At 62.7% G+C, this 21,406-nt stretch carries 23 protein-coding genes; 13 read left to right on the top strand and 10 right to left on the bottom strand.

Translation table 11 applies throughout. The features are described from left to right. The first annotated feature begins 154 nt into the window (after positions 1 to 154). A complete protein-coding gene (locus V7S54_RS00725) occupies positions 155 to 1,951 on the top strand; it encodes a GGDEF domain-containing protein (RefSeq protein WP_065372574.1) in 1,797 nt (598 codons plus the stop codon). A 20-nt stretch (positions 1,952 to 1,971) separates the two neighbouring features. On the opposite strand, the gene betI is transcribed toward V7S54_RS00725, so the two are convergent. Next, positions 1,972 to 2,553: a choline-binding transcriptional repressor BetI gene (gene betI, locus V7S54_RS00720; protein ID WP_058325519.1), complete on the bottom strand. Its 582-nt coding sequence runs from the start codon at positions 2,551 to 2,553 to the stop codon at positions 1,972 to 1,974. 102 nt (positions 2,554 to 2,655) lie between these two features. On the opposite strand from betI, the gene choX reads away from it, so the two are divergent. The 3 genes from choX (at position 2,656) to V7S54_RS00705 (ending at position 5,477) form a co-directional block, all read left to right on the top strand. After that, entirely contained in the window at positions 2,656 to 3,591 is a 936-nt protein-coding gene (gene choX, locus V7S54_RS00715; protein WP_065372823.1) for a choline ABC transporter substrate-binding protein, read from the top strand. Next, a complete protein-coding gene (locus V7S54_RS00710) occupies positions 3,588 to 4,400 on the top strand; it encodes an alpha/beta fold hydrolase (RefSeq protein WP_065372573.1) in 813 nt (270 codons plus the stop codon). The genes choX and V7S54_RS00710 overlap by 4 nt, the downstream gene beginning before the upstream one ends. A gap of 78 nt (positions 4,401 to 4,478) precedes the next feature. After that, positions 4,479 to 5,477 (top strand): NAD(P)H-quinone oxidoreductase, encoded by a 999-nt coding sequence (locus V7S54_RS00705; RefSeq protein ID WP_065372572.1) that lies wholly within the window; start codon positions 4,479 to 4,481, stop codon positions 5,475 to 5,477. A gap of 370 nt (positions 5,478 to 5,847) precedes the next feature. Here the strand turns inward: V7S54_RS00705 and V7S54_RS00700 are convergent, their stop codons facing one another. Together V7S54_RS00700 and V7S54_RS00695 are read right to left on the bottom strand one after the other, a co-directional pair. Then, entirely contained in the window at positions 5,848 to 6,333 is a 486-nt protein-coding gene (locus V7S54_RS00700; protein WP_065372571.1) for an NUDIX hydrolase, read from the bottom strand. Positions 6,334 to 6,422: 89 nt separating this feature from the next. After that, positions 6,423 to 7,160 (bottom strand): DUF3750 domain-containing protein, encoded by a 738-nt coding sequence (locus tag V7S54_RS00695; protein WP_336407961.1) that lies wholly within the window; start codon positions 7,158 to 7,160, stop codon positions 6,423 to 6,425. 71 nt (positions 7,161 to 7,231) lie between these two features. Between V7S54_RS00695 and V7S54_RS00690 the strand changes: the two genes are divergently transcribed. Beyond that, entirely contained in the window at positions 7,232 to 8,239 is a 1,008-nt protein-coding gene (locus V7S54_RS00690; protein WP_065372569.1) for an asparaginase, read from the top strand. A 49-nt stretch (positions 8,240 to 8,288) separates the two neighbouring features. Here V7S54_RS00690 and V7S54_RS00685 read toward each other — a convergent pair whose 3' ends face one another. Beyond that, positions 8,289 to 9,041 carry a DeoR/GlpR family DNA-binding transcription regulator gene (locus tag V7S54_RS00685; protein WP_065372568.1) on the bottom strand — a complete coding sequence of 251 codons (753 nt, stop codon included), beginning with the start codon at positions 9,039 to 9,041 and terminating at the stop codon, positions 8,289 to 8,291. 91 nt (positions 9,042 to 9,132) lie between these two features. On the opposite strand from V7S54_RS00685, the gene V7S54_RS00680 reads away from it, so the two are divergent. Further along, positions 9,133 to 9,504: a DUF4406 domain-containing protein gene (locus V7S54_RS00680; RefSeq protein WP_065372567.1), complete on the top strand. Its 372-nt coding sequence runs from the start codon at positions 9,133 to 9,135 to the stop codon at positions 9,502 to 9,504. 116 nt (positions 9,505 to 9,620) lie between these two features. On the opposite strand, the gene V7S54_RS00675 is transcribed toward V7S54_RS00680, so the two are convergent. Then, positions 9,621 to 10,352, bottom strand: a complete 732-nt coding sequence (locus V7S54_RS00675) for a DUF4198 domain-containing protein (RefSeq protein WP_065372566.1) — start codon at positions 10,350 to 10,352, stop codon at positions 9,621 to 9,623. A gap of 241 nt (positions 10,353 to 10,593) precedes the next feature. On the opposite strand from V7S54_RS00675, the gene V7S54_RS00670 reads away from it, so the two are divergent. Beyond that, complete coding sequence (locus V7S54_RS00670; protein WP_065372565.1) at positions 10,594 to 11,214, top strand: glutathione S-transferase family protein; 621 nt, start codon at positions 10,594 to 10,596, stop codon at positions 11,212 to 11,214. Between the two features lie 18 nt (positions 11,215 to 11,232). Here V7S54_RS00670 and V7S54_RS00665 read toward each other — a convergent pair whose 3' ends face one another. After that, entirely contained in the window at positions 11,233 to 12,156 is a 924-nt protein-coding gene (locus V7S54_RS00665) for a bestrophin family protein (protein WP_065372564.1), read from the bottom strand. A 170-nt stretch (positions 12,157 to 12,326) separates the two neighbouring features. Here V7S54_RS00665 and V7S54_RS00660 point away from each other — a divergent pair, with 170 nt between their 5' ends. Next, entirely contained in the window at positions 12,327 to 12,911 is a 585-nt protein-coding gene (locus V7S54_RS00660; protein WP_065372563.1) for a dihydrofolate reductase family protein, read from the top strand. Between the two features lie 6 nt (positions 12,912 to 12,917). On the opposite strand, the gene V7S54_RS00655 is transcribed toward V7S54_RS00660, so the two are convergent. Further along, a complete protein-coding gene (locus V7S54_RS00655) occupies positions 12,918 to 13,271 on the bottom strand; it encodes an MmcQ/YjbR family DNA-binding protein (RefSeq protein WP_065372562.1) in 354 nt (117 codons plus the stop codon). 30 nt (positions 13,272 to 13,301) lie between these two features. Further along, a complete protein-coding gene (locus V7S54_RS00650; RefSeq protein ID WP_065372561.1) occupies positions 13,302 to 13,511 on the bottom strand; it encodes a hypothetical protein in 210 nt (69 codons plus the stop codon). An 89-nt stretch (positions 13,512 to 13,600) separates the two neighbouring features. Here V7S54_RS00650 and V7S54_RS00645 point away from each other — a divergent pair, with 89 nt between their 5' ends. Continuing rightward, positions 13,601 to 14,539 (top strand): LysR substrate-binding domain-containing protein, encoded by a 939-nt coding sequence (locus V7S54_RS00645; RefSeq protein WP_065372560.1) that lies wholly within the window; start codon positions 13,601 to 13,603, stop codon positions 14,537 to 14,539. Between the two features lie 29 nt (positions 14,540 to 14,568). Here V7S54_RS00645 and V7S54_RS00640 read toward each other — a convergent pair whose 3' ends face one another. Next, positions 14,569 to 15,231, bottom strand: coding sequence for a glutathione S-transferase family protein (locus V7S54_RS00640; RefSeq protein WP_065372559.1), 663 nt, complete (start codon positions 15,229 to 15,231; stop codon positions 14,569 to 14,571). A 203-nt stretch (positions 15,232 to 15,434) separates the two neighbouring features. Here V7S54_RS00640 and V7S54_RS00635 point away from each other — a divergent pair, with 203 nt between their 5' ends. The 4 genes from V7S54_RS00635 to V7S54_RS00620 all read left to right on the top strand — a co-directional run bounded on the left by V7S54_RS00635 (position 15,435) and on the right by V7S54_RS00620 (position 20,746). After that, positions 15,435 to 15,812, top strand: coding sequence for a hypothetical protein (locus V7S54_RS00635; RefSeq protein WP_065372558.1), 378 nt, complete (start codon positions 15,435 to 15,437; stop codon positions 15,810 to 15,812). A 121-nt stretch (positions 15,813 to 15,933) separates the two neighbouring features. Next, the gene (locus tag V7S54_RS00630; RefSeq protein ID WP_065372557.1) at positions 15,934 to 17,304 is read left to right on the top strand and encodes a PepSY-associated TM helix domain-containing protein; all 1,371 of its coding nucleotides are present in this window, start codon (positions 15,934 to 15,936) and stop codon (positions 17,302 to 17,304) included. A 175-nt stretch (positions 17,305 to 17,479) separates the two neighbouring features. Next, positions 17,480 to 19,813, top strand: coding sequence for an EAL domain-containing protein (locus tag V7S54_RS00625; protein ID WP_065372556.1), 2,334 nt, complete (start codon positions 17,480 to 17,482; stop codon positions 19,811 to 19,813). Positions 19,814 to 19,957: 144 nt separating this feature from the next. Beyond that, positions 19,958 to 20,746 carry a L,D-transpeptidase family protein gene (locus V7S54_RS00620; RefSeq protein ID WP_065372555.1) on the top strand — a complete coding sequence of 263 codons (789 nt, stop codon included), beginning with the start codon at positions 19,958 to 19,960 and terminating at the stop codon, positions 20,744 to 20,746. Between the two features lie 76 nt (positions 20,747 to 20,822). Here the strand turns inward: V7S54_RS00620 and V7S54_RS00615 are convergent, their stop codons facing one another. Continuing rightward, on the bottom strand, positions 20,823 to 21,299 hold the full coding sequence (locus tag V7S54_RS00615; protein WP_065372554.1) for a MarR family winged helix-turn-helix transcriptional regulator: 477 nt from the start codon (positions 21,297 to 21,299) through the stop codon (positions 20,823 to 20,825). Positions 21,300 to 21,406 lie beyond the last annotated feature (107 nt).

The raw sequence follows: 21,406 nt of genomic DNA, 5'->3' as shown, positions 1-21,406 counted from the left end.
CCACTGATTTCATTAGAAGGTTTTCATCTGAAAAGCGCGGTCGCGACTGTCGTATAGCTTTCATCAAAGCTTCATAATGGGGAAAGACTTCCTTGACTCTTGGCGGCCATGCTGCCGGCGTCCGATCGTCCGTTCCCTGTTTCTGGAGCCCGGCATGTCCGCCGCCCCCGCCGAAATCCTCTCGTTGCGCCGGTTCGGCGATGACCAGATCGTCACGCTTGCCAAGCTGGTGATCGAGAGTGCGTTCCAGCCGATCGCCGAAGCGGCGACCGGCACCGTCTTCGGCTACGAATCGCTGATGCGCGGCTTCCAGAAACTGGGCTTCGCCTCGCCGCTGGAACTGCTCGACAAGGCGGAAGAGGCCGGGCAATTGCTGGCGCTGGAGCACATGATCAACAGCCGCGCCGTCGCCGGCTTCGCGACGCTGCCCGATCATTCCGCCCGTACCCTGTTTCTGAATTTCGACTCGCGCCTCGTCGGCGGCGAGGGCGACATCGTCGAGCGCCTGGTCAACCATCTGAAGCGCGCCAACATCGCCCCTTCGTCGCTCTGCTTCGAGCTCTCCGAGCGTTTCGACAGCGGCAAGATGCCGGACTTCTCCGCGCTCGTGCGCGATCTTCGGCTCGCCGGCTTCAAGCTGGCGATCGATGATTTCGGCGCCGGCTTCAACGGGCTGAAGCTGCTTTGCGACCAGCCGGTCGACTATGTGAAGATCGACAGGCACTTCATCTCCGGCATCGAGACTGACGCCCGCAAGCGCCACCTCGTGCGCCACACCGTCAACACCGCGCATGTGCTTGGTACGCGGGTCATCGCCGAGGGCGTCGAGACGGAGGCGGAATTCCTGACCTGCCGCGATCTCGGCTGCGACCTGGTGCAGGGCTATTATGTCGCCCGGCCGACCACTCATCTCAGCGAGCTTCTGCCCGCCTATCCGCATCTCGATCAGAGCGTCAGCGTGAGGCGATCCTCGTCCTCGCTCGACAGTATCCTGATCCGCAAGCAGATCGAGCAACTGCCCACGGTGCGCGAAAGCGATGAACTCGATTCCGTCTTCGATCTCTTCCGGCGAAACCCGCGCCAGGGCTTCTTCCCGGTTCTGAACGCCAATGGCGAGCCGCGCGGCATTCTGCATGAGTATCACGTCAAGGAGCTGATCTATCACCCCTTCGGCCGCGATCTCCTCAAGAACCGGATCTACCAGCGGCGGATCTCGCATTTCGTCAGCCCGGCCCCGATCGCCGATCTCGATACGCCGGCCGACGAGATGCTGAAGATCTTCGCCGGCATGGATGGCAGCGATTGCCTGATCCTGACGGAGAACATGCGTTACGCCGGTACGCTTTCGGCCTCGTCGCTTCTGAAGATCATCAACGAAAAGCAGCTGAAGATGGCACAGGAGCAGAACCCGCTGACGGGCCTGCCCGGCAACCGCGCCATCCGCGATTACGTCCAGGACGCGATCCTCGACGGCGATCAGGCCCGCTACTTCTGCTATTGCGACTTCGACGACTTCAAGCCGTTCAACGACACCTACGGCTTCCAGAAGGGCGATCTCGCGATCACGCTGTTTGCCGCACTCCTGCGCCGTCACTTCATCGGTGAGGAGAAGTTCCTCGGCCATGTCGGGGGAGATGATTTCTTCGTCGGCATCAGCGGCTGTTCGGTCGAAGAGCTGGAGGCGGTGCTGAACCGCCTGCTGGACGATTTCCGCTCCGACGTGCGCCAGCTCTACTCGGCGGAGCACCAGGCCGAGGGCCGCATCAGCGGCCATGGTCGTGACGGTGCGCCGAAGGAATTCGCGCTGATGCGCTGCTCGATCGCCGTCCTCGGCCTGCCGGAGGGCTTCGTCTTTTCCGATGCCCAGGCCGTCAGCGCCCGCATCGCGGAAATCAAATCCCGCGCCAAGGCCAGCGAAGCAGGTCTTGTCATGGATGCACTCGGCGGCTGATTTCCCGTCTTCGGGATCGCTTAGGTCGCGGGTATGCGATGGGCGAGATAGTCGCGCATCTGAGAAAGCGCCGTGTCGCGCGTCAGCCCTTCCGATTGCAATCCAAGTCTAAGCCAAAGGCCGTCGATCAATGAAGTGATGCCGAGCGCCACGGCCTCGCAGTCTTCTGCCGGCAACAGATCCACGAGCGCGGAAAGCAGGTTCGAGCGCATGCGCGCGTGGATCACCTTCTGGATGCGGGCAAGCTGAGGCTCGCGCGGAACTTCGGCACAAAGGGAAAGCCAGGCATGGCAGACCGAAGGCTGGAAGAAGCGCTCCTCGAAGTTCGCCTCAATGATCGCCTCAAGCCGCTCGCGCGGCGTGCGTGCGCGGTTCAGCCGAACGACCACCGCTTCCTTGAGCGCGGCGTTCGCCTCGCGCATGGCATGTTCGAAAAGCTCCTGTTTGTTGGCGAAATAATGCAGCACGATGCCCTTGGAGGCGCCGGCGTGTGTCGCGACCTTCTCCAGCGTCGCGCCGGCCATGCCCTCTTTCTGCAGCACCTCAAAGGCCGCGCGGCGCAGCTCGCGCCGCCTGATCTCGCTTATCCTCGTCAGTCGCATCAGCCGCCTCCAAACGATTCCCACATTGACAAACTTTCCGGAAAGATCAAATGTTGACCCGTGGGACAATTTTTAGTCCGAATGGACAAACTGGAGGATGCGATGCCGAAGCTGAAACTGTTGATGTCCACCATTGCCGTTGTCGCCGTTGCCTCTCCGGCCTTGGCCGGCGAGGCGCAATCCTGTCGGCAAGTCCGGCTGGCCGAGCCCGGTTGGAACGATCTGGCGTTCACCACGGGCGTCGGGCTGACCGTGTTGAAGGCGCTGGGTTATGAACCGGAGAGTAAGCTGCTCGGCATTGACGTCATCTACACCAGCCTGCGCAGCGGCGATCTCGACGTCTTCCTCGGCTTTTGGGACCCGGCGATGGTCTCCTACTACAAGCCCTACAAGGACGACGGTTCGGTCGAAACCGTCCGCACCAATCTGAAGGGGGCCAAGTACACGTTCGCCGTACCCGATTATGTCTGGGAGGCGGGCGTCAGGGATTTTTCCGACCTGAAGACCTTTGCCGACAAATTCGAGAAGAAGATGTACGGCATCGAGCCCGGCTCCAACCAGCTGATGCTGGATGCCGTCAAGGACCAGAGCCTCGGGCTTGATGGCTGGGAAGTGGTGGAATCAAGCGAGCAAGGCATGCTGGCGGAAGTCACGCGCCGGATTCGCGACAAGTCCTTCATCGTCTTTCAGGGCTGGGCGCCGCATCCGATGAACACGGCCCTGTCGATCAAGTATCTGACTGGCGGCGACAAGTTCTATGGACCGGACTTTGGCGCGGCGACCGTTTCGACCCAGGTGCGCAAGGGCTATCTGCAGGAATGCCCGAATGTCGCCAAGCTCCTCAACAATCTGAGCTTCGATATCGACTTCGAGAACCGCGGCATGGGTTCCCTGATGAACGACGGGCTGGCGCCGGAGGAGGCTGGCGCGAAGGCGATCAAGCAGGAGCCGCAGCGGCTCGACGCCTGGCTTGCCGGGGTGACGACCTTCGACGGGCAGCCGGGGCTTGCCGCGGTCAGGGCCGCGCTGGGGCTGTGATCGCCATCGACCAGGAAGACTGGTCGTCGCTGAAGCGGCGGCTCGAACTGCCCGGTGGGCGCCAGTTCGCCTATGTCGATCGCGGCGAGGGGCAGGTGCTGTTGCTGCTGCATGGCTATTCCGACAGCAGTCGTTCTTTCTCGCTGGTTGCGCCCCACCTCGTGGGCTATCGGCTGATCATTCCGGATCTCGCCGGCCACGGCGCGTCGCAGGCGGGGCCGGGGGCAACGGTTGCCGATTTTTCGCGGGATCTCGCTTGTCTGGCCGATAGGCTAGCGCTGAGGGATATCGTCGTCATCGGCCATTCCATGGGGGCAATGACCGCCATTGCGCTTGCCGCCCTTCGCCCGGACTTGATACGTGCCCTGGTTCTTTTATCCGGCAGCCTGCAGCCCGGCCTTGGCCAAGACAATCCAACAGCGCGGGCGATCCGCGCGCTGAAGGATCCGCTGGATCAGGAACACCCGTTCTTCGATGTCTGGCACGCCTGCAACCAACCAGTCGACCCGGCGTTCCTTGCTCACATGCGCAAGGAGGCCGCAGAGATACCGACGCAGACGTGGCTCGCTATCCTCGATGGCCTTGCCGCGACCGATCTTCGCGCCAGTGCGCGGCAGTTGCGTTTGCCGGTGCTGGCGATCGGCGGCAGCGAGGATCCGCTGTTCGACGCCGGGCATCGCCGGCTGCTGGCGGAGACCATCGGCTCGGCGCGCTCGATCAACTTGGCCGGCCATGGCCATAACCCTCATTGGGAAAGCCCGGCACTGGTGGCTGGCGAGATCCTGTCCTTCCTGGCGGCGGAACTCTGATCGGCCAATACTGCTGCCACCCTTTTCGCGGCACGCCGTCAGCGCTAGATGTGGCGCATCAGCAGCATGAGGTGTGCCATGTCCCTTCCATCGGAAATGAACTTCGTCGACCTTCCGGCTCCCGGCGGACCGGAAAACATGGTCTTGAAAAAGGGACCGTTGCCTGAGATCAAGCCGGGCGACATCCTCGTTCGGGTGGAGGCGGCCGGCATCAACCGTCCCGATGTCTTGCAGCGCAAGGGCGACTATCCGCCGCCGCCGGGTGCAAGCCCGATCCTCGGCCTTGAAGTGGCCGGCGAGGTGGTGGCGCTCGGCGCGGGCGCGGAAGGATTTCAAATCGGAGACAAAGTCTGCGCGCTCGCCAATGGCGGCGGCTATGCGGAATATGCGGCAGTCCCGGCAACCCAGGCGCTGGCCTGGCCGAAGAGCTATGACGCGGTGAAGGCGGCGGCTCTGCCGGAAACCTTCTTCACCGTCTGGGCCAATGTCTTCGACATGGCCGGCCTGAAGGCGGGCGAAACGATCCTCATCCATGGCGGATCGAGCGGCATCGGCACGACGGCGATCCAGCTTGCCAAGGCCTTCGGCGCCGAGGTCTTCGTCACGGCCGGCAGCGCAGAAAAATGCCAGGCTTGCGAGGCGCTCGGCGCCAAGCGCGCGATCAACTATCGCGAACAGGACTTCAAAACGGTCGTCATCGAAGAGACGGATGGACGCGGCGTCGACGTCATCCTCGATATGGTCGGCGGGCGTTACTTCGATCGCAATATCGCTTCGCTGGCGAAGGACGGCCGCCTGTCGATCATCGCCTTCCTCGGCGGCGCCAAAGTCGAGGCGGCGAACATCGCGCCGATCCTGACAAAGCGTCTGCATGTGATGGGCTCGGCGCTCCGTCCCCGTACGCCGGCGGAGAAGCAGGCGATCCGCGATGGTCTGGTGGCAAAGGTCTGGCCGCTGCTCGAGGCGGGCAAGGTCTCACCGGTGATCCACTCGGTGCTGCCTTTCGCCAAGGTGGCCGACGGGCACCGCGAGATGGAGACCGGCGACCATATCGGCAAGATCATCATGTCCATGTGACCCGAAGGATCATCATGGCCCTGTGATCGGAACGAACATCAGGTCCCTGTGATTGGCAAGATCATCAGGTCCATGTGACCGGAACGATCGCAATGCATGCGTTCTGCGGCGTGACGAAGGGATGCGATCTTCGACCATCGTCGCGCTTGCAATCGGCGACAGATCGCTTACCTTCAACGCATCAGCAACGAACAGAAAGGAAGGTGATCCAATGTCTAATGAGATTTCGGTCTTGGTGAAGGGCATGGGAGAGGTGAACACGTCGAGGCAGCCCTCGGCTTGATCCCCGCCTTCCTTCGGGCCTAGAGCCCGGGCCACTCACTTGGCCAGAACTCAGGGAAGGGTCGCCTCGGGCGGCCCTTTTCCATTTCTAGCAGGCTGCGCCGGCCGGTGAGGCTTCCTGGATCAGCAGCCACGGGTTCGGTTCATTGTCGATGAACTCCTCGCGGATGTGCTTCAAGACTTTCCGTTGCCCGGCAAAGGGCACCATGCGGATCGCTTCGTCAAAGCTCACCCAGCGAAAGTCGCTGTGCTCGGCATTCAGCCGGACCGTGGCGCCATCGGGCGCAAAGCCGACGAAGACGGGCAACAGGCTGATCGCATTGCGATCGGCCTCGTAGAACTGCTCGCAGATGTCGGCCGAATAGAAGCGATCAGGTCTGAGCCCCGTTTCCTCCTCGACTTCACGCAGGCCCGCCTGCCAGGCCGTCTCGTTCGCCTCGATCGCGCCGGCGACCTGGCACCACGTTCCGGCAAGCGTGCCGGTACGTCGGAGAAGCAGAACCTCGCAGCTGTTCTCCGCGGGGCGCAATACGACGACCGAAACGGCGAAACTTCTGATCGGAATCTCATGCATCGGGCGTCCTCCTGATTCGATGCCGGAAGATGCAATGCGGGGAAAGCGCCTTCAACCGCGAATGTTCGTCGCCTCGGTTCTGGCGTTGCTCACACCCCGAAGCGTCCGAGCGCCGGGATCTTGACGCCGGGTCTTGCGAAATCGAAGCCGGCGACGAGGCCGAGGAAATGCAGCTCGAAACCGCTGCGAACACCGGCTGAAACGCCCGCAAGGCCATAAAGGGTCGCATGCATGTCGCGGCCGTCGGCATCGATCTGGAACAGCTTGCCCTCCGGCAGATAATCCCGGCCGACGGCGTCCGGCGGCAGCACGGCGCCGAGTTCCGGCACGGAGCGCAGCACATGGGCAACGAAGGTGTTGGAGTTCGGGCCCGGCCAGATCCGATAGCCGCCGGGTGAGTCATAGGGATAGCTGGCGATCGCCGCTTCGATCTTCGGGATCAGCCTGGTGGCTTCGGTCCCGGTAACCGAAACGACCAGTCGTGGCTCGTTGGAATACCAGCGGGCGTCCGCCGGATAGCCGTTCCGGCGGATCGGCTTGCCCCAGCCGACCTTGTCGTAGCGGTTGTAGGCGAGGGCGCCCTGTTCCTTGGTTACGATCCAGGCGTGGCTGGCGACGGCGCCCTTCATGCCGCCGGTCGTTGCCGAAAACACGTAAATCGCCGCATCGGTATTGTCCGCGGCTTTGGGCAGGATGTCGGCCGAGGACCAATCCGCGTCGCGCCAGCTCTGTGGCCGGTCCTGCATGTACCACCAGCCGGCCGAGGCTAGCGCCGGCAGCAGGTAGATGACGAGAAAGGCGGCGGCGAGCCTGCGGGCGAATTTCATGAAAACTCCGTTTCCTGCCTTAAGATTCCTGCTAAATGCACGGAGCAATTTCGGAAATTTGAGGGCAAGGCATGTCGAATCCCGTTCTCGTCGAAGTCACCCGCGGAAACCTCGTCGAAAGTCGTCATCGCGGATTTGTGGTCGCCGTCGATGGCGATGGCCGGACCGTCTTTTCGCTCGGAGAAACAGACACCGCTGTTTTTCCGCGCTCCGCCTGCAAGGCGATGCAAGGGCTGCCCTTGGTGGAAAGCGGTGCGGCCGACGCCTACGGTTTCGGCAACAGGGAACTGGCGCTTGCCTGCTCCTCCCATTCCGGCGAGCCGGAGCACGTAGAACTTGCCGCAAAGATGCTCGCGGCGGCGGGCCTCGACGTCTCGGCGCTCGAATGCGGCGCCCATTGGTCGTCCGACCAGAAGACCTTGATCGGCCAGGCCCGCAGCCTGGAGGCGCCGACGGCGCTTCACAACAACTGCTCCGGCAAACATTCAGGCTTCATCTGCGCCTGCTGCCATTCGGGCACCGAGGTGAAGGGCTATGTCGGCTACGAGCATCCGCTGCAGCAGGAAATCCGCGGCACGATGGAAAGCCTGACCGGGGCGATCCTCGGCACGGACAATTGCGGCGTCGACGGCTGCTCGATCCCGACCTATGCCGTTCCGCTTAAGGGCCTGGCGCACGGGTTTGCCAAGATGGCGACCGGCGTCGGTCTTGGACCCGAACGCGCCCGGGCCTCCAAGCGGCTGATCGAGGCCTGCATGGCCGAGCCCTTCTACGTGGCCGGAACCAAGCGCGCCTGCACCCGGCTGATGAAAACGGCCCCCGGCCGCATCTTCGCCAAGACCGGTGCCGAAGGCGTGTTCTGTGCCGCCATCCCGGAAAACGGCATCGCCATCGCGCTGAAATGCGAGGACGGCGGGACCCGCGCCGCCGAAGCGATGGTGGCGGCAACGCTTGCCCGTTTCTTCCGCGATGAGCCGGAGCTGCATGCGGCCCTGATGGCGCAGGCAAATCACTCGATGCACAACTGGAACGGCATCCATGTCGGTGACGTCAGGGTCACGGACGCCTTCGCCGCCTGAGGTTCGCGGGCGACGGTTCACGCCCGGCAGCCTCGGCGCGCTGGCACCGTCAGGCGCCGATCATCACGACGCTCGCGTCGTCATAGGGCGTTAGCATCTCGCGCTCGATTTCCTCCGGTATGATGAAGCCGGCGAGATCGGCGATTCCGGCCACGCGATGTGGCGAAACTGCGTCGAATTTCTCCGCTGTCGCCAGCACATAGGTGTCGGCTGCCTGGGCGAGGATCGCGCGCTTGACGGCCGCCTCCTCGAAGTCGCCGGTTGAGACGCCATGGACCGGATGAATGGCGGTGACGCCGAGGAAGAACAGGTCGATGCGGATGCCGGCGATGGCGGCGAGCGCCGCCGCGCCCGTCGCAACCATCGAATGTTTGTAGAGCCGGCCACCGATCAGGATCACTTCGGCTTCGTGTCGTTCGAGTTCGGCGGCAATCGTCGGGCTGTGGGTGACGACGGTCAGCCGCATCTCCCGCGGCAGTGCCCGCGCGATTTCCGCGTTGCTCGTGCCGCCGTCGAGAAAGATCGTCTGGCCCGCCTCGATCATCGTCGCGGCCTTTCGCCCAAGCCGGTGTTTGACGTCGCCGGCGATCTCCTGCCGTGCGGCAAAGTTCGGTAGCGGCGGGACCAGCGGCAGCGCGCCGCCATGTACGCGCTTCAGCAAACCTTCCGCCGCCATCTCGCGGAGATCGCGCCGGATCGTGTCTTCCGAGAGGTCCAGTTCGTCGGCCAGGCGCTTGGCGACGATCTCGCCGTTGCTTGCCAGCCGCGCCGAAATCAAAGCCCGTCTCTGTGTTGTCAGCATGAATGCCTCCTTGACTCTTCACGATATTGCACGAAATATCGTGAATATTCCAGAATGATCTGGAAATTCGTGCAAAAATGTGGAGAAGATCATGCTGATTTTGATCGCGGGACCCTATCGCTCGGGAACGGGAGACGACCCGGACAAGATGGCCGCCAACCTGAAGCGATTGGAGGAGCCGTCCTATGCGCTGTTTCGGGCCGGACACCTGCCTGTCATCGGCGAATGGGTGGCGCTGCCGGTGTGGAATGCGGCGGGTGGCGAGCGGGTCGGAGACGACCTCTACGAGGAAATTTTCCATCCCGTCGCCGGCCGCTTGTTGGCATTGTGCGACGCGGTGCTGCGTCTGCCGGGTGACAGCAAGGGTGCCGACAACGACGTGCGCATCGCCCGTGAGCGCGGCATTCCCGTCTACTACCGCCTGGAAGACGTGCCCGGTTGCGGCGAGGCGCTGGTTGCCTGACCGGAAACGGCCTGGCAGGGATACCTGCCGGGCCGTGGCGGTGCTTCTGAACTCCACCTCAACCTCGGCCCCAACCCGAGGATTGGGTCCGCATTGCGGTGAGGGAGGCGGGAGGCCTATTCGTGCACGTGCGGCTCGGCGACGAAGGTCAGCGTGGCCGTTAAACCTTTCTTGTCGGCGGCGATGTTGCTTTCGAGCGGGATCGCGTGGCTGACGGCAAGAATGTTGACGCCGGCGTTGCGCAGCGTCACTTCCGCTTCGCCATTCGCGTTCGTCTTTTCGGAGACGAGCTCAGGCAATCCGGCATAGTCGAGGGTGATTTCCTTGCCTTCGAGCGGCTTGCCGTCGAGCAATAGGCGGATGCGAAATTTCTCGCCCGGCTTCAGGCCAACAGGGTTGTCGAGCGGGACGATCTGCAGCGGCTGTGCCGGGAAGGCCGGCAATGCGCCATGCGCATGCACCAGAGCGATGCTGTATTTGACCGAATGGCTCGCCTGTTTGGCACCAGGCACCTCGTTCTTCGGCTTGTTCACCCATTTGCCGTCGGCGCCTTCGCTCCAATAGCCGTTGTCGAACTCAAGAGCGATGAGCGCCGGCTCGCCGTCGAGTTTCAGCGTAGCGTGATTATCTTCCGCCTCGATCGTCACCGGCAGCGCTTTGCCGTCTTCGCCAACGGCCGAGACCGATTTCACTTTGGCCGGATCATAGGCTTCGTCCGCGGGGCCGTGGCCGTAGATCACCGCCAGCGTTCCCCAGCGCTCGCCGATCCATGCGCCATGGGAGAAGGCGGGCGTCGCAGCGGCGGCAAACAGGCCGGCAGCGAAGAAGGTTGAGAAAAGCGTTTTCATAAGCAACTCCGAAATAATGTTATAACGTAACATTCGTGTTCTATTGAAATCCGTTCGGGCTTGTCAATCGGGGTGACATCCTTTCTTCTGTCGCCGATCTTTGGTTGGTCTGGAGTTGAAACGGCCGGAAGCGCACGGTTCACCGACAGCATTCCGCTTCAGTTCGGCAAAATTGATAGGGCAGGGTCGGGTCTGTCGGCACCACGTCATCCGATCCGCATGATCGCAGAGGAGAGTTGAAGTGTTGAAATTGTTCTACGCCCCGGGCACCTGCTCATTGGCCTCGCATATCGCGCTGGAGGAGGCGGGCGCTGACTATGAGGCACGCCGCGTCGATTTTTCGACCGCCGAACAGACCAAGCCTGACTATCTCGCGGTAAACCCGAAGGGCCGGGTGCCGGCGCTGTTGACCGACCGGGGCGTCATCACTGAAACGCCGGCGATCCTCACCTATATCGCCGAGACAAATCCGGCAGCGAACCTTGCACCAAGGGGCGATGCCTTTGCTTTTGCGCAGTTGCAGTCGTTCATGAACTATCTCTGCTCGACGGTGCATGTCGCCCATGCCCATGGACGTCGCGGCGCGCGCTGGGCCGACGATCCGGCGGCGCACGAGGCAATGAAGGCCAAGGTCGCCTCCAACATGGCGGCCTGCTTCGAACTGATCGAGAACAAGATGTTGGAAGGCCCCTTCGTCCTGGGCGAGACCTATTCGGTTGCCGATCCCTACCTTTTCACCATCGCCGGCTGGCTCGAATCGGACGGTGTGGATCCCGCGCGTTTCCCGAAAATCCTGGATCACCGCAACCGCATGACCGCGCGTCCGGCCGTTGCCCGGGTCCTGGCCGCGCTCAAGACCTGAGCTGCGCGATCATCTGGGCTACATCAGGATGTAGTCCTTGGGCTGCGGCAGGGGCGGAAGATCAGTCTCGCCGAGCGCCTCGCGCAGGTTGATCTCGATCGTTTCGGCAAGCGCCATGATCGGCAGGTCGTTCGGCAGCACGCCGAACGGCTCCTCCAGTTCGTCGCCGAGTGCATCGAGGCCGAAGAAGGTGTAGGCGACCAGCGCGGTGACGAAGGGCGTCGCCCAGCCGAGCGCATCGGCAAAGCCGAAAGGCAGCAGGAAGCAGAAGAGATAGGCCGTGCGGTGCAGGAGCAGCGTGTAGCCGAAAGGCACCGGCGTGTTGCGGATGCGCTCGCAGGCGGCAAGCATCGCCGACATCCTGCCGACGGTGCCATCCAGTTGGGCCCACTGAAAGTCGCTGATCGCGCCCGAAGCACGCAAGCCCGCGAGATCGCGGCCCATCTCGCGCAGGAGGTAGTCCGGCGCGTTGCGGCTTGCCTTGTAGCCGGGAGCGAGATCGTCGGGCAGTCTCGCGAGCGCCCTGGTGGCATGATTGCCCGGCCGCAGGTGGCCAACCAGGGCGTGAGCAAAGGCGATGGCGATGTTGAGGAGCCTTTGCCGCGCCGCATTCTCCGATGCTTTCGCGTCGACCAGGACCAGCGTCTGCCGGGCGAGATCGCGCGACGTGAAGATCAATTGTCCCCAGTCTTTCCGTGCCTCCCACCAGCGGTCGTAGCAGGCGTTGTTGCGGAAACCGAGGAACACCGAGAGGGCGATGCCGAGCAAGGCGAAAGGACCGCTGTTGACGCTCGGAACGATGCCAGGATCGGCGCGGTGCGCCCAGACGACGAAGGCGGAAAGGCCGAAGACGAACAGCACCTGCGGAAATATCCGCTGAATGACCGATCCCCTGAGGATGAAGAACAGTTTCAGAAGGCTGGGGCGGTCGCGAACGATCATGGAAGAGCACCTGTGCGGCTATCGTTTCCACCGGTATAGGCGCCGGCCGCGAAAGGGAAGTCCGCGCATCGAATGCCGCCAGCTGCCGGCGCGAGATTTTTACCGCTCGTGTCGGTTCAATCGCCGCCCGCACGTCCTTGTTGCGTAACGCCAACAGGGAGACAAAGACGATGCGCAAGGTGGTTGCGGGCATGCAAATGTCCATCGACGGGATGATCGATGGACCGGATGGCTATACGGACTGGGTCGATTCCTGGTCGGACACCTTCGACCTCCTGCCTGAGATCGATGCCTGCGTCCTCGGGAGCGGCATGTATTCGGGCTATGAGCAATATTGGAGTGCGATCAAACGGGATCCCCATGCGCCGCTGGAGTTTACCGGCAAGGTGCCGACGCAGGAAGAGATCGAATATGCGGATTTTGCTTTGAGCACGCCGCATTATGTTCTCTCGAAAGAGCGCTCCGAGGTGCAATGGGCCAACGCCACTCTTGTTAGCGATGCCGAAGAGATCGACCGGCTAAAACGTGAGCCGGGCCGGACTATCTATGTCGTCGGCGGCGCTCGCACGGTGTCGAGCCTGATGGATCGCGGCCTGATCGACGAATTGCGTCTCACCATCCATCCCCTGGTGGTGGGGCAGGGCAAGGCGCTGTTCGATACCATCGCCCAACGCCACTACTTGCAACTCGATCAGGTGAAGAGGGTGGATGGCGGCAAGGTCTGCCTGATCTACAAGGTCGGCGATCGGGGCTAAAAGCGGTCAGCCGGCGAGTTTCGCAGCAAGCCGCTTTGGCGCCTTCTGGCGCCAGGCGGCAACCAGCCGCCCGGTCAGGCTTTTGTCGTCGATCACCGAAAGCCGAACCAGCATCGCCGGCCAGCCCTTGTAATGATCGGTCTCGAAATAGAGTTGCGGATCGAGTTCCAGCAGCATTTCCTTTTCTTCGAGTGCACACATGACGACAAGCGTGTCGCCGTCCTTCATGCGTACGAAGCTCTTGTCTTTCACCAGCAGTGCCGGCGTGCCGTAGGAGGTGCCGATGGTAACCTCCGGCAAGCCGGCGGCTTCCGCCAGCTTGACGACCCGTGCGAAATTGCGGTCGAGATCCTCGCTCATCCCGTCAGCATATCACATGGCCATTGTCCGTCACCGGCCCCGGGCCTGCAGGCAGTCGCTGGCACACTCGGCCGCGCGCGGCCAGGGCCAGCCGGGGAAGGGCAGATCACCGAGTTCGCGTTCGTCCATCCGCTCGAGATCCGGGTGCTGCAGCGGGTCGCGCGCCCAGGCTAGTCGCGTATCCTGCTTCCGACTTTCAAAAGTGGCGAATGCGGTCAACATCGAGAGAAGCTTCAACATGGCGGACCATCCTTTCGATGCTTGGATGATCTGCCTGTCTCGCTCTCTTTTCAATTGAGAATGGTACCGGACGGGTTTAGGAAAACTATATGAGAGACTTGAATTCCGTCCATTTGAACGGGCTTCGCGCCGTCGAAGCGGCCGGTCGCCTTGGTTCGTTGGCGGCTGCTGCCGAGGAGCTCGGCGTGACCTCAGGCGCCGTCAGCCAGCAGATTGCCAAGGCGGAGGCCCAGCTTGGCCGCATCCTATTCGAGCGCACGCCGCGCGGCCTCGTTCCGACCGACTTTGGCCAGCGCTTCCTCGTCCGCCTCAGCAACGCCTTTCAGGAACTGGCGGAGGCCGTGGCCTCGGCTCGGCGGCGCGACGAGTCGGTGCTGACGATCTCGGTGGCGCCGGTCTTTGCTGCCCGCTGGCTGGTCTATCGGCTGAACCGTTTCGCCGAGCGCCACCCCGACATTCGCCTGCGCATCGATGCCACGACCAAGCTCGTCAATCTCGACACATCGGATGTGGATGTCGGCATCCGTGTGGGCTCGGGCGACTGGCCTGGCGTTAAATCCGAACTGCTGTTGCAGCAGGAGGTCTTTCCCGTCTGTTCGCCGGTCGTGGCGCAGAACTTGCGCGTACCTGCAGATATTCTAAAGCTCCCCGCCGTGATCGACGGACACTCGATGTTCAGCTGGGAGGTGTGGCTTCGCGAAGTCGGCCTCTCCGGTGCCGAAATGACCGTTCGCCACACGTTCAATGAGGCGTCGCTGGTGCTCGATGCGGCGATCTCGGGGCAGGGGGTCATGCTCGCCTGGCAGACGCTCGCCGGCTTCGCGATCACCCAGGGAAGTCTGGTCGTGCCCTTCGGTATCCGCGTGGGCACAGGCTACGGCCACTATTTCGTCAGCTCGCCATCGCGGCGGGAAAGCAAGGCCGCAGCCGCCTTCAAGCGATGGGTTCGTGACGAGGTGGAGGAGGGCATGCGCCTTCTCGATCTCAGGGCGCCGCGTGTACGCTTCGACGCGGCGACCATGCGCTGATCATTTGAAGCGAGCCCCCTCCGGACGGCTCAATCCGCCGGCTCTTTCAGCCGCTCTTCCATCATCGCCTTGAAAGCCGGGCGGGCATGGCAGCGGGCAAGCCAGGCCGAAACGCGTGGATGCTTCTCGAAGAGCTGCTTCTGGCTCATGGCGTAGCGGAAGACTTCCGCGAGATTGAGGTCGGCTACGGTGAAGCGATCGCCAACCAGGTAGTCGCGCCCGTCGAGATGCGCTTCCAGGCGGGTAAACACCTTGTCGAGGGACTGGGCGCAGGTAGCGATCGTTGCCCTGCCTTCGTCGGTTTCCTCGGTGCCGTAGTCGTAGGTCAGGATGATCTGCACCGCCTGCGGCTCGACCTCGGTCGCCGCCCACATCGTCCAGTTGCCCATCAGTCCCTCTTCACGGATATCAGCCGGTCCGAGCGGGCCGCCGTATTTGCGCGCAAGGAAGAGATTGTTGGCAAGCGATTCCGTCAGCACGACGCCGTCATCTTCGATCGCCGGGATCAGCCCCATCGGGTTGACGGCGAGGAAGGCCGGCGACTTGGTGTTGATGGGCGCATCGGCGGCAAGCGGATCGGCGACCCGGCGTGCCTGGAGGACCGGCACGGACTTGAAGGGGATGCCGAGCTCCCGCGCCATCCAGTAATTGCGCGATGCGCGCGAGCGATAGACCCCGTAGATCGTCAGCATGTCGAATTCCTCCCGTCGTTGCCGTGACCTTGTCTTAAGGCAAGCGCGTAGCAGGGCGGAAGTCGATGCCGCTGATATCACGCATGAAATCTTTTGATAGGCCATGCGGCTCATTGATGGCTTGCCTTTCGCGCCGTTGGTCTTTAGCTGTCGCAGTCGATTTTGGGGGGGCACTTTTGGCGCAACGGTTTCTAGGCGATCGGTTGACGGACTTGGCGGCGCGTTTGCTCTGCGCACTTGTCCTCGTCATCTCGGCCCTGATCCAGCAGCCGGCGGCAGCCATGCCGATTGCGCCGAACACGACCGCCTACGTGCTTCCCGATGGCACGTTTGCCGATCTCTGCCTCACCGGCCACGACGATGCCGACGGAAAGGGTGGTACGAAAGGCCATGGATGCCAGTCCTGCTGCCTCGTCGCGCCCGCTGATCTGCCGGCGCCGTATGCGATCGCCGCACCACCGCTATCTCTCGCCTGGCATGTGTCGGTTCCTGCCAATGAACTTCTGTTTGTTCGCGGTGTGCTCCGCGGCGGCACGGGCCCTAGGGGGCCACCATCGGGTTTCTCCCTGATATCCGCTTGAGCGGCGGCTGACGGCCTCCCAGGCGTCGAAACTGCTGTTCGACGTCGCCGGCCGTGATCCGCGATCGACCCGACCATCAAGAGGCGAAACCGCGATAATGCGGTCTTCCCCGGAGAAACCCATGACAAACGCATCCTTTACCGGCGCCGCAGCGCAGCCGGTCGCCGCCGAGCGCGGTATCTCCCTCTATCGCGCCATCTGGCGCTGGCACTTCTTTGCCGGCCTGCTCGTCATCCCGTTCATGATCAGCCTGGCCGTGACCGGCGGCCTCTATCTCTTCAACGACGAGATCGACGATACCGTCTTCGCCTACCGCAACATCGTGCCCGCCGGCACCGAACGGCTGCCGCCTTCGGCGATCGTCGCCACCGCCGTCGAATCCGTGCCCGGCAGCGCCGCCGTCTCCTATCGCACGCCCGCCGGTGCCGATCGCTCGGCCCGCGTCACGGTGGGTATCGGCAAGGCCAAAATGCTGGTCTTCGTCGATCCCTATACCGGCGCCATCCTCGATCACGTCGCGCCCACGGAAGAGTTCAATCAGGTGGTTGAGGACCTCCATAGCCTCGACTACTTCGGCAAGTCGGTCGAAACGATCATCGAGATCGTTGCGGGCTTTGCCATCCTGCTGGTCTTCACCGGCATTTATCTCTGGTGGCCGCGCCAGCAGACCGGCGGCGTGCTGACCGTGCGCGGCACGCCCGCGCGCCGCGTGTTCTGGCGTGACCTTCATGCCGTGACCGGCATCGTCGCCGGGCTGCTGATCGTCTTCCTGGCCTTCTCCGGTCTTCTGTGGTCGGGCTACTGGGGCGGCACCGTCAATGGCAAGCTGACGGCTATGGGGCTCGGCTATCCCGCGGTGCTTTGGGACGAGGTGCCAACCTCGACCAAGGTCTCGACCGATGTCCTCCCCAGGGCGAACTGGCTGATGGAGAATGCACCGGTCCCGACCTCGAGCGGCGCTGCCGCCGAGCCGGTTGGCATCGACCGCGCGGTCGCCATCGCCGATGATGCCGGCATGCTGCCCGGCTATGAGCTGGCGCTCCCGACCGATGAGAGCGGCGTCTACACGGCCGCGATCTTTCCGGCCGACCTCGCACGGGAGCGCACGATCCACATCGACCAGTACTCCGGCAAACCGCTCGTCGATGTCGCCTTTGGCGACTACCCGGCGCTCGGAAAGGCGATCGAATGGAGCATCAACGTGCACAAGGGGCAGGAGTGGGGACGCACCAACCAGTTGTTGATGCTTGCCGCCTGCCTGTCCATCGTGCTCGTATCCCTTTCCGCCGCCGTCATGTGGTGGAAGCGTCGCCCGGCGGGCCGCGTTGGAGTACCGCCGATGCCGCCGAAGCGCAGCGTCTATGCCGGATTGTGGATCATGGCCATCCTCTTTGGTCTGGCCTTTCCGCTGACGGGGCTCGCAATCCTCGTCATGGTGGTGGCCGACCAATTGCTGATGCTCTTCCCGGCGGCACACCGGCGGCTTTCTTGAGCAGTGCCTGAGGGGTGGCATTGTCCACCCCTTCTTTCATCTCCGATGACTTCGAGATTGCAACCTCTGCACGATTTTTCTACAAGTTATTTAGGAAGGGCTAACTCTTGCTCGTCTAACGTGAAGTGGGGAAAGATCGATCAGCGACGCGGCTGAGCGCGTCGGGAGGCCTTGCTTGGCGAAGAACACGTCTCGCAATCCGCGATATGCCGCCTTAAATGCTGGCGGCAACGAGGATACACGTCGTCTGATCGATGCCAGCCATCGGCTGGCTGAAGAAGTTGCGCGCATTTTTCCGACCGAACCCGACATCGCCGACCGCCACTACTGGTTGGAGACGATGATCAACCATGTGCCCGACTACATTTATGCCAAGGATGTCGAAGGGCGGTTCCTCATCGCCAACCAGGTGACTGTTGCCGACAACGGGCTGGAAGCGCTCAAGGATATCGTCGGCAAAACTGACTTCGATCTCCATCCTCAGCACATGGCACAGGCGATCGCCGACATCGAGCGCCGCGTCATCGAAACCGGCGAACCGATTTTCGGCATCGAGGAACGGGCGATCGTCAGCAAGGGCCGCGACCGCTGGCTGATGACCTCCAAGGTGCCGCTGCGCAACAAGCGCGGCGAGATTGTCGGCGTCGTCGGCGTGTCGCGCGATATCTCCGACAGAAAGGCGGCCGAGCGCCTGCTCGAGGGGCAGGCCCGCCTACTGGAAATGATCGCCAATAGCCGGCCGCTCGACGAATTCTTCCGCGACATGATCCTGCTGATCGAGGCGCTGATGACTGGCATCAAGGGGTCGGTGCTGTTGCTATCGGCCGATGGCCGCCATCTCTTCCATGGCGCGGCACCAAGCCTCGACGAGAGCTATTGCGCGGGGATCCATGGCGTCGAGATCGGCCCTCACATGGGCTCCTGCGGCACGGCGGCCTGGCGCGGCGAACAGGTGATCGTCTCGGACATTCTCGCCGATCCTCTCTGGGACGATTATCGCGAGCTCGTTCGACCCTATGGTTTCCGCTCCTGCTGGTCGACTCCCATCCATTCGCGCGATCGCAAGGTGCTGGGCACATTTGCGCTCTATTCCGGCGCGGTCTGCGTTCCCGACGAAGGGCAGAAGGAGCTGATTGCGATGGCGGCGCATCTGGCCGGCATCGCCATCGAGCGCAAGCAGGCGGAGGACCGTATCAGTTTCATGGCGCATCATGATGCGCTGACGGGCCTGCCCAACCGGGCGCTGTTCGAGGAGCAGGTCGCCGAGGCGCTGGAGGCCCTGCGCGGCACCGGTCAATGGGCGGTGCTCGCCTTCCTCGATCTCGATAATTTCAAGCTGGTCAACGATACGCTCGGCCATGCGGCCGGTGATGAGCTGTTGAAGGTCACCGCCTCCCGCATGCGCTCGTCGGTGCGCAAGTCGGATATGGTCGTGCGCGTCGGCGGCGACGAGTTCATTCTGCTTCTGAACGGCCTTCCCTGCGAGCGGGATGTCGTGCTCGCGAGGCTTGAAGATATTCGCCGCGCCATCGCGGGGCCGATGCAGATCGAGGGCCGAAGCCTGCAGGTCACCTGCAGCATGGGCGTCGCCTGCTTTCCCAATCAGGGCAAGACCGTCGGCGAGCTGCTCGCCAATGCCGATATGGCGATGTATCGGGCCAAGGAGCTCGGACGCAACAATCTGCAGGTCTTCACGGAGGAAATGGCCGCCAAGGCGCACGAGAAGCTGCGTCAGCAGGAAGAGCTGCGCACGGCGTTGGCGCGTGAGGAGTTCTTCCTGCAGTACCAGCCGCAGATGAATCTTGCGAATGGCCGCGTTTTCGCAGCCGAAGCCTTGCTTCGATGGCGTCATCCCGAGCGGGGCACGGTCTCGCCGGCCGAGTTCATTCCGCTTGCCGAAGAAACCGGGCTGATCGTGCCGATCGGCGACTGGGTGCTGCGCGCCGCCTGCCGGCAGGCCAGGGACTGGCAGGATGCCGGCCTGCCGCCGCTGATCGTCAGCGTCAACGTTTCGGCGCGCCAGTTCCGCGAGCGCAACTGGGCAGGTCACGTGGCGGCAATTCTCGCCGAAACCGGGCTTGAGCCCTGCTGTCTCGAGCTTGAGCTGACGGAAAGCCTGATCATGCAGGACGTGCCGGGGGCGATTGCCACCATGCATGAGCTGCAGGCGATCGGCGTGCACCTGGCAATCGACGATTTCGGCACCGGCTATTCGAGCCTCAGCGCCTTGAAGCGCTTCCCGGTGCGCCGCCTTAAGATCGATCGGTCCTTCGTTGCGGATATTCCTGTCGATCTCGACGACAACGCGATCACCGCGGCGATCATCTCACTCGCCCAAAATCTTGGCCTGCGCGTCATCGCCGAAGGTGTGGAAAACCAGGCCCAGGTCGAGTTCCTGCGCCAGAGCGGCTGTGACGAGATCCAAGGCTATTTCTTCAGCCGGCCGCTCTCCGCGCCGGATTTTGAAACACTGATGCGCCAGCCACGTTTCAACGCTCACAGCGTCTGAGTTCTCTTCGTTTCACGCCAAGACGCAAGCTTCGGTCCAGCCGGAAATGCAAGCATCGCCCCATTCCGAGGGGCTGTGCGTAGTATTTCGTTAAGCAATTTCATGCAGCACTCCTCAGGCCGCACTCAAGCCCTTCAGAGTTCGATGTCCTCTTCAGTCGTCTTCTCCCGCCGTCAGTTTCTCCGCTCGTCCGGATTGGCTCTTGCCTCCGCCGGTCTTGCAGGCTGCACCTCCTCGATGAACACGGATGTCTTCCGCTATGAGACGGCGCCTGTGTTCCGCAATCCCGCGCTCGAGGGACGCTTTACCGATCCGCGCGCCGGAGGCATTTATGAGGGGCAGGATGGCCCAGGGCCAGTTCCGACCGGTCTACCGCCGCAGGGCCTTTATGTTTCGGACATTTATGCCTCGATGTACGACGGCGGCTATCAGGTGCCGGAGGTACCGTTCCGTCAGATCGACGCGCGCTTCTATCGTCAGGAGGTCAGCGATCCGTTTGGCGAACAGCCGGGAACGATCGTTGTCGATACCGGCGACCGCTACCTCTATCTGATCCAGCCGGGCGGCCGGGCACTGCGCTACGGCGTTGGCCTCGGCCGTGAAGGTTTCGCCTGGTCGGGCCGCGGCGTCATCCAGTGGAAGCAGAAGTGGCCGCGCTGGACCCCGCCGGACAGCATGGTCGCCCGCCAGCCGCAGCTGAAGCCATATTCGGCCAAGAACGGCGGTATGGCGCCGGGCCTCAACAACCCCTTGGGTTCACGCGCGCTCTACATCTTCCAGAACGGTCAGGACACGCTCTACCGCGTCCACGGAACGCCGGAATGGAAGTCGATCGGCAAGGCCGTCTCGTCCGGCTGCGTTCGCATGCTCAATCAGGATGTCATGGACCTTTACGATCGCGTGCGTGGCAAGGCGCCGATCCTCGTCATCTGACAACCACGGGCGTCGTCGCTCGCGGCATCCGTCCAGTCCAAGGGGCGGCCCTGCAAGTCCGATAGTATGGTTGCAGTCAGTCTGCGCCGTGGCCGGAATTGAGCTGCCGCGTCAACTGATGCAGCGTGTCCCGGATTTCACCCGCTTCTTCCAGGCTGCAGCCTGAAGCCTTGCCGATATCCATGAGAATGCCGAAGGCCTCGCTTTTCAAATCGCGGCCTTTCTCCGTGAGGCGAACGATTACCTGTCGCTCGTCACCTGGGTCGCGCTGCCGCGCGACAAAGCCGGCTGCCTCCAGGCGTTTCAGAAGCGGCGACAGCGTTCCGGAATCGAGCCCTATCTCCTCGCCAATGCGCTTCACCGTCATTTCGTCCTGTTGCCATAGCGCAAGCAGCACGAGATATTGTGGGTAGGTGAGGCCGAAACGATCGAGCAGCGGCTTGTAGGCACGATTGAAGGCATGCGCCGCCGAATAGACGGCAAAGCAGAGCTGCTTGCCGAGCGACAGCGCCTCCTCCGGAATGGTGTCTATATGTGCCGCTTTGTTTGCCATGGTCGCATTCTCGCAAAAACAGGGCGAAAATGCAATTTGCAAAATTAATTTGCACGCAATTGAATTTTGCGCTATCTAACCCTCATCCACTTGGAAACGCAAAGGAG

It is taken from the genome of Ensifer sp. CCNWLY38, assembly GCF_037120565.1.
GTDB lineage: Bacteria > Pseudomonadota > Alphaproteobacteria > Rhizobiales > Rhizobiaceae > Ensifer > Ensifer adhaerens_H.
Note: the sequence above shows the minus strand (reverse complement) of the source record. Positions and strands in the feature narration are given on the sequence as shown.

What these genes read in the sequence shown, in the direction of transcription:
- V7S54_RS00725 (WP_065372574.1), top strand. Translation starts at nt 155, where the DNA reads ATGTCCGCCGCCCCCGCCGAAATCCTCTCGTTGCGCCGGTTCGGCGAT.
- V7S54_RS00630 (WP_065372557.1), top strand. Translation starts at nt 15,934, where the DNA reads ATGACAAACGCATCCTTTACCGGCGCCGCAGCGCAGCCGGTCGCCGCC.
- V7S54_RS00640 (WP_065372559.1), bottom strand. Translation starts at nt 15,231, where the DNA reads ATGCTGACGATCTACGGGGTCTATCGCTCGCGCGCATCGCGCAATTAC.
- V7S54_RS00680 (WP_065372567.1), top strand. Translation starts at nt 9,133, where the DNA reads ATGCTGATTTTGATCGCGGGACCCTATCGCTCGGGAACGGGAGACGAC.
- V7S54_RS00665 (WP_065372564.1), bottom strand. Translation starts at nt 12,156, where the DNA reads ATGATCGTTCGCGACCGCCCCAGCCTTCTGAAACTGTTCTTCATCCTC.
- V7S54_RS00645 (WP_065372560.1), top strand. Translation starts at nt 13,601, where the DNA reads ATGAGAGACTTGAATTCCGTCCATTTGAACGGGCTTCGCGCCGTCGAA.
- V7S54_RS00685 (WP_065372568.1), bottom strand. Translation starts at nt 9,041, where the DNA reads ATGCTGACAACACAGAGACGGGCTTTGATTTCGGCGCGGCTGGCAAGC.
- V7S54_RS00615 (WP_065372554.1), bottom strand. Translation starts at nt 21,299, where the DNA reads ATGGCAAACAAAGCGGCACATATAGACACCATTCCGGAGGAGGCGCTG.
- choX (WP_065372823.1), top strand. Translation starts at nt 2,656, where the DNA reads ATGCCGAAGCTGAAACTGTTGATGTCCACCATTGCCGTTGTCGCCGTT.
- V7S54_RS00690 (WP_065372569.1), top strand. Translation starts at nt 7,232, where the DNA reads ATGTCGAATCCCGTTCTCGTCGAAGTCACCCGCGGAAACCTCGTCGAA.
- V7S54_RS00655 (WP_065372562.1), bottom strand. Translation starts at nt 13,271, where the DNA reads ATGAGCGAGGATCTCGACCGCAATTTCGCACGGGTCGTCAAGCTGGCG.
- V7S54_RS00675 (WP_065372566.1), bottom strand. Translation starts at nt 10,352, where the DNA reads ATGAAAACGCTTTTCTCAACCTTCTTCGCTGCCGGCCTGTTTGCCGCC.
- V7S54_RS00700 (WP_065372571.1), bottom strand. Translation starts at nt 6,333, where the DNA reads ATGCATGAGATTCCGATCAGAAGTTTCGCCGTTTCGGTCGTCGTATTG.
- V7S54_RS00650 (WP_065372561.1), bottom strand. Translation starts at nt 13,511, where the DNA reads ATGTTGAAGCTTCTCTCGATGTTGACCGCATTCGCCACTTTTGAAAGT.
- betI (WP_058325519.1), bottom strand. Translation starts at nt 2,553, where the DNA reads ATGCGACTGACGAGGATAAGCGAGATCAGGCGGCGCGAGCTGCGCCGC.
- V7S54_RS00695 (WP_336407961.1), bottom strand. Translation starts at nt 7,160, where the DNA reads ATGAAATTCGCCCGCAGGCTCGCCGCCGCCTTTCTCGTCATCTACCTG.
- V7S54_RS00620 (WP_065372555.1), top strand. Translation starts at nt 19,958, where the DNA reads ATGTCCTCTTCAGTCGTCTTCTCCCGCCGTCAGTTTCTCCGCTCGTCC.
- V7S54_RS00660 (WP_065372563.1), top strand. Translation starts at nt 12,327, where the DNA reads ATGCGCAAGGTGGTTGCGGGCATGCAAATGTCCATCGACGGGATGATC.
- V7S54_RS00705 (WP_065372572.1), top strand. Translation starts at nt 4,479, where the DNA reads ATGTCCCTTCCATCGGAAATGAACTTCGTCGACCTTCCGGCTCCCGGC.